Below are 16,085 nucleotides of genomic sequence, written 5' to 3'. Positions count from 1 at the left end.
TCTGCGGGCCCCCCAGCCGCGGCAATACGCAAATGCTAGATCCGTGCCCGGCCCCAGGCAAGGGCAAGGCACCCCCTCAGCTCTCCAGCAGGAGCCTCTGGGCGCGGGGAGCCAGCGTGTGTTCCAAAACCAACGACGCCGCACCAATGGCCCCCACGTCCTCCCCCACGCCGGTCCCCACCACCTCGATGGGATGGATCAGCCGGGTGTCACTGTTGGCGTCGAGCAGGGCCGGGATTTTTTCAAGGTAGCGTTCTGCGAGGCGGCTCCAGAACGGTCCGCCGAACACCACCCGCTCCACGTCCAGGGTATTTGTCACCACGGAAGCGGCCCGTGCGACCAGTACCGCGGACTTGTCGATGATCGCAAGCGCCTGTTCATTACCCTGGTCGGCAAGGTCGCACAGCGCGGAGAAGCTCTGCTGGATCTCGGCCCCGCTGTTGCCCGACCGGGAGCCGTCAAGGATGCCTGCGGCTTCGGCCTCGGCCACGAGGACCTGCGGGATGCAGGAAGACTTTACGCACCCGCGCAGGCCGCAGTCGCACGGCGGACCGTCCGGATCCACCACGATGTGGCCGATCTCCCCCGCGTTGCCGGACGTGCCCCGGACCACTTCGTCATTAAGGACGATCCCGCAGCCAATTCCGGTGCCCATGTACATAAAGATGAAGCTGCCGGCTCCGCTCGCGCCGCCGGCCCAAGTTTCCGCAACGGCCGCACTGGTGACGTCCTTGTCCATGAGCACGGAGTAGCCGGTGGCTTCCGACAGCGCGTTGCGCAGTTCCACCCGGTCCCAGCCCGGGAGGAGCGGCGGGTCGACCACGGTGCCGTTATCAAGGTCGATGGGGCCGGGGGCCGCCACGCCAAGGCCGGCGATCCTGTCCCTGTCCACACCGGAATCCTCCACCAGCTGGGAGATCTCGGCGGCGATGGTGGCAATGACGGCGGAAGGATCGTTTCCGCCGGGTGTTTTGATCCGGGAGTGCTGGACCACCGCGCCCACGAGGTCCAGGACCACGAACGTGGTCACTGCGGGGTCGAGGTGCACGCCGACGGCGAACATGCCGCCCGGATTAAGGCGGAGGATGGTGCGGGGTTTGCCGGGACCGCTGCCCTCCTTGCCTGCCTCAACAATAAGGTTCTGGTCCAGCAGGCGGCGGGAAATGTTGGAGATGGTCTGCGGCGAAAGGCCCACGATCTGGGCAAGTTCCACCCTGCTGAGCCCGCCGGATGAGCGGCGGACGGCGTCGAGGATCACCGTCAGGTTGAAGTCACCCATCCGGGGCAGGTTGGTGCCGCGCCTTGGTGAGGATTGGCGGATCTCAGTCACGGCGTCCCCTTCGTCTCCGGCACATAGTTACTGATGTCTGAATCGTACGTTACGCACAGGCGCAGACCCATAGGAGCGGCCGACGGCGCGGCGCAGCTTTGGCGAGCCTTCTCTTCTGGCTGTGCCTGCTCACTAAAGAATGATCACCGCAGGCTGCGGCGGGTGCTTAAGGTCACCGTGAATTTGGGGTTTTGGCCTTTCACGACGGTGGGGCCGACGTGCCGCTCAAGCGTGGGGAGGTAGGCCAGGTGGCGGTTGAAAACGGTCCACAGCTCCCCGCCGGGGGCAAGCACGCGGCCCGCTGCTTCGATCAGTTTCAGCCCCGCTCCTGCATGGACGCCGGCGCCGACGTGGAAGGGCGGGTTCAGCAGTATCAGGTCCGCGCTCCCTTCCGGCAGGGTGCCCATGGCGTCGTCCTGCAGGGCGCGGACCTGCCCCGCCAGGCCGTTTGCACGGGCCGTTGCAAGTGCGGAGGCCACGGCGGCGGCTGACTGGTCGGTGGCGGTCACTGTGGAGCGGGGATGCTGCCGGGCGTACATCGCGGCAAGGATTCCCGTGCCGCAGCCCAGGTCGATGGCGTGCTGCGCGGGCCGCATGGACGGCAGGAACGTCAGCAGGAACCGGGTACCGATATCCAGCCGAGGCCCGGCAAAAACCGCGCCGTGGGCTGCAACGTCAAGATCGATCTCGGCCAAGTGCTCAACGACGGGAAAGCGCTCCGGATCCCCGCTCCCCTGCCCGCCGGTGGCCACGATCACCCTGGACTTCTGCCTGGCGAGCTGCGGCGTGACGGACCCGAAGTGGCGTTCGAGGACGGCGTTCATGCCCAGGGACATGTGCTTTACGCGGCCGCCGGCCAGGAGCACCACCTCCGGTGAGGCGTAGGTGGCCACTGCTGCCGCAATTTCGTCCAGCTCCGCAAGGGTCTTTGGCAGCTGCAGCAGGACCGTCCCTGCGTCCTCGAGGAGTTCGGGTCCGAGGGGAAGCTGTGCAAAGGGCAGCCCACCCCCTGCCTCATTTCCGAGCACCGTGGCGGCATTGAGCCGCAACGCCTGCTCACCGGTGATGAGGTCCTGGTGCACCCGGACCGCGCCGGGATCGAGGACTGCAAGGGCGCCCAGGGTCAGGGCGCCGTAGCGGTCACCGATGACCGCCACAGTGCTTCCGGCGGACACGTGCGCGGCGGCCGAATCAAGCAGCAGCCGGTCCGTGGCATCCCATGCCTGGAGGTTGGGCGCTTCGACATCCGGCCGCCGCCGAAGTACCGGAAGGACGTCTTCAAGAGTCTTTAGTGCCACTGTTCCTGCCGCCTTGTAGTGTTTGTCCTGGCCTGTTGTCCCTGGCCCGGGCCCCGCCGTCAGCCCCAACTTACCGTCCTGGCGGACGGCCGGATCCCCGGCAGTTTCAGAATGGCAGCTACCGCAGCGCGGCCTGCCCGGTTGGCACCGATGGTTGACGACGACGGCCCGTAGCCCACCAGATGGACCCGTGGCTCGGCTGCCACCTGTGTGCCGTCCATGGCGATTCCCCCTCCCGGTCCACGAAGGTGCAGCGGCGCGAGATGCTCAAGTTCGGCCCGAAACCCGGTGGCCCACAGGATCACATCCGCCGCCTGGAAGCGCCCGTCGGCCAGCCGGACGCCGTCGGGTTCGATGGACGTGAACATCGGCTGCCGGTTGAGCGCTCCGCGTGCTGCCGCTGCCCGGAGAGCGGGCGTCCAGATGAGGCCGGTCACCGACACCACGCTTTGCGGCGGCAGGCCCTGGCGCACGCGCTCCTCCACCAGTGCCACGGCATCGTGGCCGGCCCTGGCGTCGAATTCGGCGTCCCGCCACACCGGCTCCCGCCGGGTGAACCAGCTGGTGGACGTGACACGGGAAATTTCGTCCAGGAGCCCGACGGCGGAAATCCCGCCGCCAACCACAATCACATGCCGGCCCGCGAACTCCCCGGCCGAGACGTAATTGGCTACATGGAGCTGCCTGCCCCGGAACGTCGACTGCCCGGGATAGATGGGCCAGAACGGCCGGGTCCACGTGCCGGTGGCGTTGATGACAGCGGCAGCGCTCCACTCACCGTTGGACGTGCTGACCAGCAGCCTGCCGGCAGGGTCCGTGTCTTCGCGGCTGACAGACCTTACTTTCACAGGCCGCTGGACGGACAGGCCCAGTTCCTCCTCATAAGCGCGGAAGTAGCGCGACAGGAACTCCGAGCTCGGTTCCCTGGGGTCCACGGCGGGCTTGGCGATGCCGGGGAGATCGCTGATGCCGTTCACGGTTGCCATCCGGAGGCTCTTCCACCGGTGCCGCCACGCGCCGCCCGGACCTTCCTCGGCGTCGAGCACTGCGAAGTCAAGCCCCCGGCGCTGCAGATGGTAGGCGGCGGAAAGCCCCGCCTGGCCCGCGCCGATGACAACAACGTCGGCTCGGGCAGGATTCACCCACCCATGATAGTCGGACCGGGCTTTCCGGCCTTAGTCTTGGCGCATGAGACAGGAGGACCACATGACCACTAGAACCGGAAAGGCAGCACGGCTCGCCAAGGCCCTGGCCATCGTGCTCGGTACTGAGGAGATACCACTGAGGTTGCGGGCCTGGGACGGTTCCGAGGCAGGACCGGAGGGGGCGCCTGTCCTGGAGTTCCGTTCCCGGCGTGCACTGAGGTGGATGCTTTGGTCGCCGGGACAGCTGGGCCTGGCCCGGGCCTATGTTTCCGGTGACATTGATGCGCCCGGGGACGTGTTTGCCGCCTACAACGCATTGAGCTCGGCCGGTAAGTTTGCTGAACCCGGTCCGTTCCGGCCGCTCACCGTGGGCGAACTCTGGACGCTGCTTCGTACCGCTGTGCGGCTGGGGGCGTTGGGCCCCAATCCTGCTCCTCCCGCGGAGGAAGCGCGGGTTGCCCGCAAAGGCAGGCTTCACTCCCGTCGCAGGGATTCCGCCGCCATCTCCCACCATTACGACGTCGGCAATGACTTTTACGCCCTGGTCCTGGGGCCGTCCATGGTCTACTCCTGCGCCGTCTGGCCTGAAGAGGAGGACGGCCAAATTCCAGCCGGCGACCGGCTTGCCGAGGGTTTGGACGCCGCCCAGGAGGCAAAGCTGGATCTCGTGTGCCGCAAGCTGGGGCTTAAGCCGGGGATGCGCGTGCTGGACGTGGGCTGCGGCTGGGGCAGCTTCGCCCTGCATGCTGCGGAAAAGTATGGCGTCTCGGTGGTGGGCGTTACCCTTTCCCAGGAGCAAGCCATCCTTGCACGCAAGCGTGCCGCAGATTCCGGCCTTACCGAACGAATTGATATCCGGGTGCAGGACTACCGCGATGTCCAGGACCAGCCCTTCGACGCCATCAGCTCCATTGGAATGTCGGAGCACGTGGGACGGGCAGAGATGCAGCGCTACGCCGCCACGCTGTTCAGCCTGCTGCGCCCCGGCGGCCGGCTGTTGAACCACGCCATTTCCTGGAACGCCGGCCCCACGGACCCGGACCCGCACTCCTTTATCCCCCGGTACGTCTTTCCGGACGGCGAGATGATCAGCCTGGGCGAGATGTCCACTGCCCTGGAATCAGCTGGCTTCGAGATCCTGGACGTGGAGGCTTTACGCCGGCATTACGCGCTCACCCTGCGTGCCTGGGTCAGCCGGCTGGAGGAGCAGTGGGACCAGGCAGTGAAGCTGACCAGCCGCGGACGGGCCCGGGTGTGGCGGGTGTACATGGCTTCCAGTGCCCTCGGCTTTGAAAACGGACTGACGGGCGTCAACCAGGTTCTGGTCCAGCGGCCTGGCGGCGACCCGCCGCCGCTGCGCAGGACGCAGTGGCTGTAAGGAAAGGGCGCCGTAACTGCTGAGGAACCAAAAAGGGAACCATCCCGGAGGATGGTTCCCTTTTGCTTCCTCCCTGGCGGGAGGATGACCGGTGGAGCTGAGGGGACTCGAACCCCTGACCCCCTGCATGCCATGCAGGTGCGCTACCAGCTGCGCCACAGCCCCGGACTTTGCTTGAGTGGGAGAAGGCCCGCCGAAGCAACCTGATCAGCTTAATGCACTTTCGCGCCGCGCGCCAATCGGCACGTTCTGGTGTGTGGCGGCGCGCCACCAGTGGCGCAGGAGCGATACAGTCGCCGGCCAGAACGAAGAAATCCGCCGGAATCTGTTGATTCCGGCGGATTATTGGTGGAGCTGAGGGGACTCGAACCCCTGACCCCCTGCATGCCATGCAGGTGCGCTACCAGCTGCGCCACAGCCCCGAACTATTGCCGCTCTACGAGCTTTTCTTCCGGGTTTCCCCGGAGCAACTCAAATATCTTAGAACAGCAATTCCGAAAATTCCAAATCGGGCATATTCGGGCTGGTCCCCGCGCAGCTACTCCGAATCGGTGGAGGCGGCAGCTTTCGCCGAGGTGTCGTCGCCGAGCTGGAGGTCCACCACGGGGCAGTCCTTCCACAGCCGCTCCAGCGCGTAGAAGACGCGGTCTTCTTCATGCTGGACGTGGATGACGATGTCCGAGTAATCAAGCAGGACCCAACGGCCGCCGGAACGCCCCTCGCGCCGGGTCGGGCGGAGATCCTGTTTCGCGAGTTCTTCTTCAATTCCGTCAACGATGGCGTTGACCTGCCTCTCGCTGGGAGCAGAGGCAATGAGGAAAACGTCGGCCAGGGCGAGACGTTCGCTCACGTCCAGGGCCACAATGTCCTGGGCAATCTTGTCCGCAGCTGCCTTGGCGGCAACACGGGCTGTGATGATGGATGAATCTGATGCAGTCACGGGACTCCTTGTTGGTTAAAAAGCTTGTGGTGCCGGCAGCGCCGGTTAGCGGGACATTCCGCTGATGATCAGGAAGATGCCCGCGACGAGGGCCAAAATCCCGAAGGCCAGGACAGCAAACTGGAGGATGCGGTTGCGCGTGGCGCGGGCCAGCCCCGCCGTGGCCGCGTCCAGCGGGTCCAGTCCGTGGGCCGACCGGGCCGGGACCCGGGGCAGGTCCTCGAAGGCCTCCTCGGCGTGGCTCTCCGCCACCACTGCCGGTGGCAGGACAGCAGGCTTGGGCCGGGCAGCAGCCTTGGCGGCGGCCTCAGCCCGGGCAATGACCTGCGAACGGCCGGATCCGGCGTCGGACGCTGCCGGCCGGGGTCCGCCGGCGGGGCGCCGCTTCTTGGTGGCGGGCGGCGGGACTTTTGTGCCGGGCCGGGTGGTGACCGGAACGTGGCTGGTGGCCGGCGGTTTCATGACCGGCCGGTCGACGCCCGGCACCTGGACGAATTCCAGTGGGGTGACCATGGCCAGGTTGCTGGCTGTCGAGGGTGCCGGCCGCTGCGCGGGAACGGCCGGCGCCTTCTGTCCCTGCTGCTGGGGTGCAGGTTCCTGATCGGACGAAGGATCGTTGGCCGGGGCAGGTACGCCGGTCTGCTCGGCAAGTTTCTGCTTGGCCATGGCCCGCCGGTTCAGCACGGCAGCGCGTTCCGCCAGGGCGATCTGTTCCGCCAGGATCTCGGGATCCACGGCTTCGGGATCGAGGGAGGCGATGTGCTCCATCTTCGCGATCTGGTTTTTGGCCTGTTCGGCGATCAGCGCCCTCGCTGCCAGCGCCTGCTCCACAGTCATCCCGTGAGGGGCATCCGAGATCAGGGAAGGCGCCCCGGTTACGGCGGGGGAATCCTGCTCCCCCGCCGCCTTCTCGCGGGAGACCGGGGATGCGGGGATCTTGGCGCCCGGGTCAGCGGGCGCGGCAGGGGCAACGATGGGATTGGCAGCGGTAAGCGCCTGTTCCTTGAGCTGCTGCAGGCGGAGTTGGCGCCGTGTGGGCGGACCTCCGGCTGCCAGCTGGCCCTCTTTTTCTTCCAATTCCTTGATGGTGCGCAGTGCCGCCCGGTCCCGCGCACGGATCTGCGAGGAACGCTGGGTGTGCGTCTGTTCAGGAGCCGGCGCTGCAGCGCCTGGGGCAGGACGATTCGCCGTGGGTTTTTTCGTGGCAGGGGAAAGCTGATCCGTGGCCGTGGACACGGATGGCTGTTGCGCATCCCTGGCTTGCCGGAGTTCCCGGCGGCTGCGGATGGGGGGCTGTTCCTGGCTCATGGAGAACTCATTCAGTGCTGGCTGGTTCGCTTGCTTCGGAGGTTGGAGCATTGGCAGCCGCCGGGGCGTCCAGGTAAAGGCCGTACTTGGCGATGTACTGGACCACCCCGTCCGGCACGAGGTACCACACAGGGTTGTTCGCGGCCACCCGTGAACGGCAGTCCGTCGATGAGATGGCCATGGCGGGCACCTCAAGGAGGCTGACGTCCTTCCGGCCCATACCGTCCAGCACGTGCCCCGGCCTGGTCACCCCAACGAAGTGGGCCAGTGACCACAACTCGTCGATGTCCTTCCACGACAGGATCTGCGCAAGGGCGTCGGCGCCGGTGATAAAGAAGAGATCCGCGTCCGGGCGCTGGGCCCGAAGGTCACGCAGCGTGTCGATGGTGTAGGTAGGGCCGGGACGGTCAACGTCCACCCTGCTGACCGTGAACCGCGGGTTGGACGCCGTGGCGATGACAGTCATGAGGTAGCGGTGCTCGGGTTCGCTGACCTGCTTGTGGGACTTCTGCCACGGTTGGCCCGTGGGGACAAAAACCACTTCGTCCAGGTCGAACTCGGCCGCCACTTCACTGGCTGCCACCAGGTGGCCGTGATGGATGGGGTCAAAAGTCCCGCCCATGACGCCCAGGCGCAGCCTGCCATTGGCACCGTTGTGGTGAAGAACGCGGGAAATGTTAGTGGCCCTGCCCGTGATCGTGCTTGTTCGGGTGCTGGCGGTGCGGATCCGCATGCTCCTCGGTGGCAGCGTGGCGCTTGCCAAGGTTCGAGTAGGACAGGGTAATGAACATCATCACCAGCAGAATGGCGAAGATGACCACTCCGAAGACCCACGGCTCGGCCCACAGCGGGGCGAGTTCATGTTCTTCGCCTTCGGCGATGGTCGTGGCAATCTGCTGGAACAGCATTTTCTCCCCTTGGGTTCAAACGATTGTGGCAACGGAAAGCTCCGCCGTTTCTGACTTCTGGTCTATGTTACCGCGTCGCTACCCGCGGACCTGGCCCTCGCCCTGCACGATCCACTTGGTGGTGGTGAGTTCGGTCAGCCCCATCGGGCCCCGCGCGTGCAGCTTCTGGGTGGAGATTCCCACCTCCGCGCCAAGGCCAAGTTCCCCGCCGTCAGTGAACCGGGTGGAGGCGTTGACGATGACGGCGGCGGAATCGACTTCGGCGATGAAGCGCTCGGCGTTGGCGAGGTCGTTGGTGAGGATGGCCTCGGTGTGACCGGTTGACCATGTGCGGATGTGCTTTACGGCCTCGTCCAGGCTGTCCACCATGGCAACAGCGAGGTCAAGGTCCATGTACTCGGTGCCCCAGTCCTCGTCGGTGGCCGGTTCCGATTCAATCGATGCGGGAAGCGAAGCCCGGACGCGCTCGTCGGCGTGCAGCCGCACACCGGCCTTGCGCAGGGCATCGGCGACGGCGGGCAGCACCGTTGAGCCGGAGTGGACCAGCAGGGTCTCAACGGTATTGCAGACGCTGGGCCGCTGTGTCTTGGCATTCAGGAGGATCTCCACGGCCATGTCCTCATTGGCAGACTCGTCAATGAAGATATGCACATTCCCCTCCCCCGTCTCGATGACAGGAACGGCGGAGTTCGTGACCACGGTCTGGATCAGCTCACGGCCGCCGCGGGGAATGAGTACGTCAACCCTGCCGCGGGCACGCATCAGGACGCTGGCCCCCGCGCGGCCGTACTGGTCAACTGTCTGGACGGCGTCGGCGGGCAGGCCCACGGATTCGAGTGCCTCGCGCAACAGGCGCACCAAAACTTGGTTGGTGGCCTCCGCAGCACTTCCGCCGCGCAGGATCACGGCGTTGCCGCTCTTGAGGGCCAGCCCGGCGATGTCCACGGTGACATTCGGCCGTGCCTCGTAAATGGCAGCCACAACGCCCATCGGTACGTTGACCTGCCGAAGGCGCAGACCGTTGGGGAGGGTTTGTCCGCGGACCACATTGCCTACCGGATCGGGCAGGCCGGCGAGGTTCTCCAGGGCAGCCACGAGCCCTGCGATCCGCGCTTCGGTCAGTGTAAGCCGGTCCAGCATGGCGGCGGAGGTGCCGTTGGCCTTTCCTGCTGCCACATCCTTTGCGTTAGCGGACAGTATGGCCGCTGTGCTCTCCTTCAGGGCCGAGCCTACAGCGCGGAGCGCCCGGTCCTTCCAGGCACGATTCGCCATGGCCATCCGGCGCGCTGCCTGACGCGAACGGTCAGCGATTGCGTGGACAGCTGCTTCGACGTCACCGGCGGACAGCGGAACCTCAGCCGGGACCGGTGCTGTGGGTGACTCGACGGGAGGAACGCTTGCGGGCGCAGCAGTGTCTCCGGAGTTTTCAGCGGTCTTGTGGATCAGGGCCTCAGTCATGTTCCAAGTTTAGGCGAGCCCGAAGCTCAAACCAGCACGAGGTCATCTACGTGAACAACTTCACGGTCATAGCCGCTGCCCAACGCCTCGCCAAGGTCCCTGGTGGACCTGCCCAGCATCTGGGGCAGCTCGGCAGACGAGTAGTTCACCAGTCCGCGGGCCACCACGGTGCCGTCGGCACTGGCGATCTCGACGGCGTCGCCCGCTTCAAAGTCTCCATGCACCGCGGAGATCCCCGCAGGCAGCAGCGAAGTGCGGTGGTGGCGCACAGCCTTCACGGCGCCGTCGTCCAGGACCAGGCGGCCATGCACCGACGCCACGTGCGCCAGCCACAGCAGGCGGACGGGTTTGCGGGCCCCGTTGACCGTGAACCAGGTGCCCACGTCCTCGCCGTTCAGCGCAGCTGCGGCGTTGGGCGTTGACGTGACCAGGGCGTGGATGCCCGAGCCGGCAGCCATGGTTGCCGCCTCCACCTTGGTCAGCATCCCGCCGGTTCCGACGCCTGCCTTGCCTGTCCTGCCGATGGAGACGCCTTCCAGGTCAGAGGGACCTTCAACGAGCGCGATCCTCTTTGCACCGAGCGACGGCGGGCCGTCGTACAGGGAGTCGACGTCGGACAACAGCACCAGGGCGTCCGCCCGTACCAGGTGCGCCACGAGGGCGGCGAGGCGGTCGTTGTCGCCGAACCGGATCTCGTGTGTGGCTACGGTGTCGTTCTCGTTCACCACGGGTACCACCCCGAGGTTGAGCAGCCGGTCCAGGGCACGGAATGCATTGGTGTGCTGGCTGCGCCGCATCAGGTCCTCGGCGGTGAGCAGGACTTGGCTGACGGTGACGCCATGTGCGCCAAACGCCTGGGTGTAGCGGGCCATCAGTAGGCCTTGGCCCACGCTGGCGGCCGCCTGCTGGGTGGCCAGGTCGCGCGGACGCTTGGCAAGGCCGAGCGGAGCCAGGCCGGCGGCGATGGCGCCGGAGGATACAAGGATGATTTCGGTTCCCGTATTCCGCTTGGCAGCCAGGGCGTCCGCCAGGGCCGTCAGGGACTCCTCGGAGATGCCGCCCTTGATGCTTGTCAGCGACGATGAACCCACCTTGACCACAATGCGGCCTGCCTTGGCGAGTACGCTCCTGTCCACGGACCGGGCCAGCGGTTCCACGGCTGCAGCCCTAGAACTCATTGCCTGCGTCCAGTCCACTCTCCTTGAGGGGCTTGGCCACCCTGCGGCTGCTCACTGATTCGGTCCAGATGCCGGCCTTGCGTTCCGCTTCCAACTCCGCGCGGGCGGCGGCCTTGGCGTCTTTGCGTTCCTGCTGCTCTTCACGCTTCTGGCCACGGGTGGGACGGTCGCCCAGGTCAGCGAAGCGGACGTCGGTACCACGCGGGGACGCGAGGAGCTCCGCGCCTGCCATCATGGTGGGCTCCCAGTCGAAGACGACGCCGTCGTCCTCGCCAATGACCACGGTGTCGCCGGGCTTGGCGCCCTGCTTGAACAGTTCCGTCTCCACGCCAAGCTTTGCGAGGCGGTCAGCAAGGTAGCCAATGGCTTCCTCGTTGGTGAAGTCGGTCTGCTTGACCCAGCGCTCCGGCTTTTCGCCAATGACGCGGAACAACGGCTCGAGGCCCTTCTCCTCACGGCGGATCCTGAAGCCTGACTCGTTGACCGCACGCGGACGCAGCACGGCCGGCTGGACCTTGGGCGGCGCAGCGGCCACAGCATCACGGGCGGCCTTGACGATCCCGGCCATGGCGAAACCTAGCTGGCGCAGGCCCTCATGGCTGGTGGCGGACACTTCAAATACCTGGTAGCCGCGGGATTCAAGTTCCGGGCGCACAAAGTCTGCCATGTCCTTGCCGTCGGGCAGGTCCACCTTGTTCAGCGCCACCAGGCGGGGGCGGTGGTTCAGCGGAACAACTTCGCCGTCCTGCCCGGCGTAGCTCATGTCAACGGCGTACTTTTCCAGTTCGGCCTCGATGACGGCGAGGTCAGAGAGGGGGTCGCGGTCCGATTCGAGGGTGCCACAGTCCAGGACATGGACCAGCGCGGCGCAACGCTCAACATGCCGCAGGAAGTGGTGGCCCAGGCCCCTGCCCTCGCTGGCGCCTTCGATGAGGCCCGGGACGTCGGCGATGGTGAAGCGGACATCCCCCGCCTGGACGACGCCAAGGTTGGGAACAAGAGTGGTGAAGGGGTAGTCGGCGATCTTTGGCCTGGCTGCAGACATGGCGGCGATGAGGCTGGACTTGCCGGCAGACGGGAAGCCCACCAGGGCGATGTCGGCGATCGACTTGAGTTCCAGGACAATATCGCTGGCTTCGCCTTCGATGCCGAGCAGGGCGAATCCCGGAGCGCGGCGTTTCTGCGATGAAAGGGCAGCGTTGCCCAGGCCGCCGATGCCGCCTGCTGCGGCTACGTACTCGGCACCTTCTCCGACCAGGTCCGCGAGGACGGTGCCGTCCTTGGACTTGACCACGGTGCCGTCCGGGACGGGGAGGATGAGCGTCTCGCCGTTCTTTCCGCCGCGCCAGTCGCCCATGCCCGGGCCGCCGTTACTGGCGTGGCGGTGGGGTGCGTGGTGGTAGTCCAGGAGGGTGGTGGTCTGGTGGTCCACGCGAAGGATCACGTCGCCGCCGTTGCCGCCGTTGCCGCCGTCGGGACCGCCCAGCGGCTTGAACTTCTCGCGGTGGACAGAGACGCACCCATGGCCGCCGCTACCGCCGGATACGTGCAGTACTACCCGGTCTACAAAGCTGGCCACGTGGATCTCCTCAGTGCTGTTTCCTGGACGCCGCGGGGCGCCAAGACGATTGTAATGCGGTTAAAAGAACAGTGGAGCGGACCAACTGGCCCGCTCCACCGCTTCAGAACTATTTGTTACTCTGCAGCTGCAGCAGCAACGATGTTGACGACGCGACGACCGCGGCGGGTGCCGAACTCGACAGCTCCCGGGGTCAGTGCGAACAGGGTGTCGTCGCCGCCACGGCCAACACCGGCGCCCGGGTGGAAGTGGGTGCCGCGCTGGCGGACGATGATCTCGCCGGCGGAAACAACCTGGCCGCCGAAGCGCTTTACGCCGAGGTACTGAGCGTTGGAATCACGACCGTTGCGAGTGGAGCTCGCGCCCTTTTTATGTGCCATTTGAAATGCCTGCCTCTAAATTCTGGGGATCTGCTGAAAAACCTGAACAGTAACGAAGGTTACTGGATACCAGTGATCTTGACCTTGGTCAGTTCCTGGCGGTGACCCTGGCGCTTCTTGTAACCGGTCTTGTTCTTGAACTTCTGGATCACAATCTTCGGACCACGGAGGTCGTTCAGGATCTCAGCCGTAACAGTTACCTTGGCCAGGTCAGCAGCGGCAGAGGTGACCTTGTCACCGTCAACCAGGAGCAGTGCGGGCAGCTGAATGGTGCTGCCAGCTCCACCGGCGACGCGGTTCAGGGTAACGAAGTCTCCAACGGAAACCTTCTCTTGGCGGCCGCCTGCGCGGACAATCGCGTACACCACTTGGGAACTCACTTCTCTCGACGTTTATTACTAAATTTGCGTGCGGAACCGACCTGTAAAAGCCTGGTTTCTCGCTGTGCCTCAACGCCGTGGGGTCATAACCCAAGTGTTGGCGTAAGCACCGAAGATCTAGAATACGCTAATTTTGCCTTCGGCCGCAAATGAGGCTGGTTCCGGCGGGTGGACTGTGATAGGTGCCACAGCTCAACTCCGGCGTCCGCACCGTGCCCCACCATAGTACCGGCAAGGCAACGGGCAGTGCGTCAGGAGTACAGGCGCGGCGCGTCGAAGAAGTCCACTTCCAGGCGGCAGGACTGCTTAAACGCCGTGACCATGGCGGCGCGGTCCGCGGCCGAGGCCAAGCGTGCCGCTTCGTCCACGATCGCAATGGCCCTGCGGGTGGCAGCTGCGAAGTCTTCGTCCGCGTAGGTGCGCAGCCAGTCCGCGTACGGGTGCGCCGGCGGTTCACCGGCGGCAACGAACTGGGCGTAAAGCGCTGCTCCCACCTCGGCGTAGAGCCAGAAGCAGGGCAAAACGGCCGCCGCCACGACCGCATAACTGCCCGACGCCGATGCCGCCGTCAGGTGGTCCACGTAGGACTTCGTAACAGGGCCAAGCCCGGGCTGCACGGTTCGCGTGCTCAGCCAGGAGCGGTGCAGCTCCGACTCGACTTCCAGGCACTGCCGGGCAGAGGCCGCCCAGAAGAGCTGCTCCGCCTCGGTGGGTGCCAGTGCACTGGCCCTGGCCAGCACGCGCGAATAGCCGTTGAGGTAGATGGCATCCTGGGCGAGGTAGTACGTGAACTCCTTCTCGCCCAGGCTGCCCGAGGCCAGGTTGCGGATGAAGTCCAGGGCATGGATGTCGTCCAGGTCCTGCTGCGCCTCACGCCAGAGTATGGCGGCGAAGCTCCCTTCGGAAAGCAGCGGCTGCTGGTGGTGGAAGTGGTGCACCGGCCCGTTGCCTGTTCCCACCTCCAGTGTTCCGGATGCCTCCAGCGCGCCGGCCAGCCAGGGTTTGACTTCACGGAGGGAAACCTCCCAGTCCCCCAGCCGTGCCTGCGCCGTTGCCATGGCAGAGGACAGTGAACAGCCAGTGCCATGGCTGTTCCGCGTTGCCACCCGCTCCCCCGGCACCACCACCACTTCGTCGGACAGAAGGCCTGTGGTGTTGACCAACGCGTCGGGGCACTCGTCACCGATCAGGTGGCCGCCCTTGACCAGCACAGTGGCGCCGGTGGCAGCAGCGAGGGCGCGGCCTTGTTCCAGGGCCCCGGTCCAGGTGTCCTGCAGTTGGCCCCCAACGAGCATGGCGAGCTCTGCCAGGTTGGGGGTGATGAGGTGCGCCAGCGGAAGGAGCCCGCGCAGTGCCGCTTCGGCAGATTCCTGCAGGAGCCGGTCGCCGCTGGTGGCCACCATCACCGGGTCCAGGACCACGACGGCGGGGCGCACCTTCCGGATCCATGCCACCACTGCCTCGATCACCTCGGCACTGCCCAGCATTCCAATTTTCACAGCGTCGATGCCGATGTCGTCACTGACCGCCTCCAGCTGCTCGCTCAGGAACGCTGCGGGCGGCACATGGACGGATCGGACTCCGCGGGTGTTCTGGGCGGTCAGGGCAGTGATGGCAGCCATCCCGTAACCGCCGAGCGCGGCGATGCTCTTCAGGTCGGCTTGTATACCGGCGCCGCCGGAAGGGTCGGAGCCTGCTATGGAAAGGACCCGGGGTACGGGCCTGCCGGGGCGTGTTGGTGCCGCAGTGAATATTGCCGTGGAGGCAGTGGGCATTACAAGAGTCGTAGACAAGAGACATCCCTTCGCCGGTGCTAGCCGGACAGGTTCAACGGGTGTGAATCTCAGCCGGCTCTCTGCGCGGCACCCCGTGTCGGTTCCCCAGCCTAGCTTTTTTGCCCGGCCCAGGCCGAAGGTGACACATTGCGACCGGGCACCGTGCACTGAAATGCCGGACTGTCGCCGCATGGCTGGCGCTACACACGAAAATGCCCGGCCGGCCACTGTTGTGGCTGGCCGGGCATCTACTTACCGGTAACGCTTAGAGCTCCGAGGCCGGAACTCCGACGCCCAGGATGATGGGCGTCTCGGCCGGCTTCCTGGTGCCGGCATTGCCGTCACTGGAGCCGCCGGCACCGGCCGGTTCGGGGGCCTTTGCCTCGTGGGTATGCCCTGTGCCGGCTGCCGCCACGTTTTCGTGATGCTGCACAGTGGTTTCGTTGGCAGCTCCTTGGGCACGGCTGGCACTGCGGTTGCGCCGCGGCCGGCGCTGCCGGGACTGCTCCAGCGTGTGGTCGCTGTAGTCCTTCGCCGGTGCTGCAGCAGCGGGTGCCTGTACCGGCGCTGTCGATTGCACGGGCTCCACCGGTTTCTGCTCCGGTTCTGCCTGCTCGGGCTGGTCTTCGGCAGGTGCCGGCTGGCCAAGGTGGGCGAAGGCCTCCGCAAGCCGGTCCAGGGTCAGGGCAGGCTTCTGCTGCGGCTCTTCAGCGTGCTCAACGAACGGCAGCACCACCTTCTCGCCGCCGAAGGTCAGCACGGCAGCCTGACGCGCTTCGTCGTCGCGCTTCGCAGCCTCCGCTGCGGAGGCAGCGGCGGGCTGGTCGGCGGCCGCCTGCTTGGCTGCCGCCACTTCGTCGTCGTGCAGGTGGGCTGCATGCGCGGCGGCGGCGATGTTGGCAAGGGCCAGCCTTGTGGCCTCCGCCTTGGCATGCCGTTCAGCGTCCGAGGGGTCAGGGTGTACCGTGTGGACGTGCACGGCTGCTGCTGCCGGGGCGACCTCCGGCTGCTGGCCACCGCGGCCCCGC

14 protein-coding genes, 2 tRNA genes, 1 pseudogene and 1 riboswitch are annotated in these 16,085 nt (G+C 66.1%); of the genes and pseudogenes, 1 reads left to right on the top strand and 16 read right to left on the bottom strand.

The annotated features are described in order from the left end of the window. Positions 1–76 precede the first annotated feature (76 nt). The 3 genes from AC5RV1_RS17550 to AC5RV1_RS17540 form a co-directional block, all read right to left on the bottom strand. Positions 77–1,279: an ROK family protein gene (locus AC5RV1_RS17550; RefSeq protein WP_493995452.1), complete on the bottom strand. Its 1,203-nt coding sequence runs from the start codon at positions 1,277–1,279 to the stop codon at positions 77–79. A gap of 194 nt (positions 1,280–1,473) precedes the next feature. Then, positions 1,474–2,628, bottom strand: a complete 1,155-nt coding sequence (locus AC5RV1_RS17545; RefSeq protein WP_493995435.1) for a class I SAM-dependent methyltransferase — start codon at positions 2,626–2,628, stop codon at positions 1,474–1,476. Positions 2,629–2,687: 59 nt separating this feature from the next. Further along, positions 2,688–3,770 carry an FAD-dependent oxidoreductase gene (locus AC5RV1_RS17540; RefSeq protein WP_493995434.1) on the bottom strand — a complete coding sequence of 361 codons (1,083 nt, stop codon included), beginning with the start codon at positions 3,768–3,770 and terminating at the stop codon, positions 2,688–2,690. Positions 3,771–3,834: 64 nt separating this feature from the next. On the opposite strand from AC5RV1_RS17540, the gene AC5RV1_RS17535 reads away from it, so the two are divergent. Next, entirely contained in the window at positions 3,835–5,151 is a 1,317-nt protein-coding gene (locus AC5RV1_RS17535) for a class I SAM-dependent methyltransferase (RefSeq protein ID WP_493948915.1), read from the top strand. Between the two features lie 92 nt (positions 5,152–5,243). On the opposite strand, the gene AC5RV1_RS17530 is transcribed toward AC5RV1_RS17535, so the two are convergent. The 13 genes and pseudogenes from AC5RV1_RS17530 to AC5RV1_RS17470 form a co-directional block, all read right to left on the bottom strand. Continuing rightward, positions 5,244–5,316, bottom strand: a tRNA-Ala gene (locus AC5RV1_RS17530). Between the two features lie 181 nt (positions 5,317–5,497). Next, positions 5,498–5,573, bottom strand: a tRNA-Ala gene (locus AC5RV1_RS17525). Between the two features lie 116 nt (positions 5,574–5,689). Beyond that, positions 5,690–6,091 carry a ribosome silencing factor gene (gene rsfS, locus AC5RV1_RS17520; protein WP_493948916.1) on the bottom strand — a complete coding sequence of 134 codons (402 nt, stop codon included), beginning with the start codon at positions 6,089–6,091 and terminating at the stop codon, positions 5,690–5,692. Positions 6,092–6,136: 45 nt separating this feature from the next. Next, a complete protein-coding gene (locus tag AC5RV1_RS17515) occupies positions 6,137–7,399 on the bottom strand; it encodes a hypothetical protein (protein WP_493995433.1) in 1,263 nt (420 codons plus the stop codon). 7 nt (positions 7,400–7,406) lie between these two features. Next, positions 7,407–8,132, bottom strand: a complete 726-nt coding sequence (gene nadD, locus AC5RV1_RS17510) for a nicotinate-nucleotide adenylyltransferase (protein ID WP_256248899.1) — start codon at positions 8,130–8,132, stop codon at positions 7,407–7,409. Continuing rightward, positions 8,077–8,307, bottom strand: a complete 231-nt coding sequence (locus tag AC5RV1_RS17505) for a hypothetical protein (protein WP_163164071.1) — start codon at positions 8,305–8,307, stop codon at positions 8,077–8,079. The genes nadD and AC5RV1_RS17505 overlap by 56 nt, the downstream gene beginning before the upstream one ends. A gap of 78 nt (positions 8,308–8,385) precedes the next feature. Further along, positions 8,386–9,765 carry a glutamate-5-semialdehyde dehydrogenase gene (locus AC5RV1_RS17500; RefSeq protein WP_493948918.1) on the bottom strand — a complete coding sequence of 460 codons (1,380 nt, stop codon included), beginning with the start codon at positions 9,763–9,765 and terminating at the stop codon, positions 8,386–8,388. Between the two features lie 26 nt (positions 9,766–9,791). Then, the gene (proB, locus tag AC5RV1_RS17495) at positions 9,792–10,943 is read right to left on the bottom strand and encodes a glutamate 5-kinase (protein WP_493995432.1); all 1,152 of its coding nucleotides are present in this window, start codon (positions 10,941–10,943) and stop codon (positions 9,792–9,794) included. After that, entirely contained in the window at positions 10,933–12,522 is a 1,590-nt protein-coding gene (obgE, locus tag AC5RV1_RS17490; RefSeq protein WP_493995431.1) for a GTPase ObgE, read from the bottom strand. Before obgE ends, proB begins: the two co-directional genes overlap by 11 nt. A gap of 116 nt (positions 12,523–12,638) precedes the next feature. Continuing rightward, complete coding sequence (rpmA, locus tag AC5RV1_RS17485) at positions 12,639–12,902, bottom strand: 50S ribosomal protein L27 (RefSeq protein WP_009372867.1); 264 nt, start codon at positions 12,900–12,902, stop codon at positions 12,639–12,641. A gap of 59 nt (positions 12,903–12,961) precedes the next feature. Next, a complete protein-coding gene (gene rplU, locus AC5RV1_RS17480) occupies positions 12,962–13,270 on the bottom strand; it encodes a 50S ribosomal protein L21 (RefSeq protein WP_142045052.1) in 309 nt (102 codons plus the stop codon). A 263-nt stretch (positions 13,271–13,533) separates the two neighbouring features. Continuing rightward, on the bottom strand, positions 13,534–15,057 hold the full coding sequence (gene thiD, locus AC5RV1_RS17475) for a bifunctional hydroxymethylpyrimidine kinase/phosphomethylpyrimidine kinase (protein WP_493995430.1): 1,524 nt from the start codon (positions 15,055–15,057) through the stop codon (positions 13,534–13,536). A gap of 7 nt (positions 15,058–15,064) precedes the next feature. Next, positions 15,065–15,162, bottom strand: a riboswitch (TPP riboswitch). Positions 15,163–15,322: 160 nt separating this feature from the next. Continuing rightward, a pseudogene (locus AC5RV1_RS17470) lies at positions 15,323–16,085 on the bottom strand (ribonuclease E/G); the annotation flags it as partial.

This window comes from Arthrobacter sp. Hb9-2 (assembly GCF_059091165.1).
Note: the sequence above shows the minus strand (reverse complement) of the source record. Positions and strands in the feature narration are given on the sequence as shown.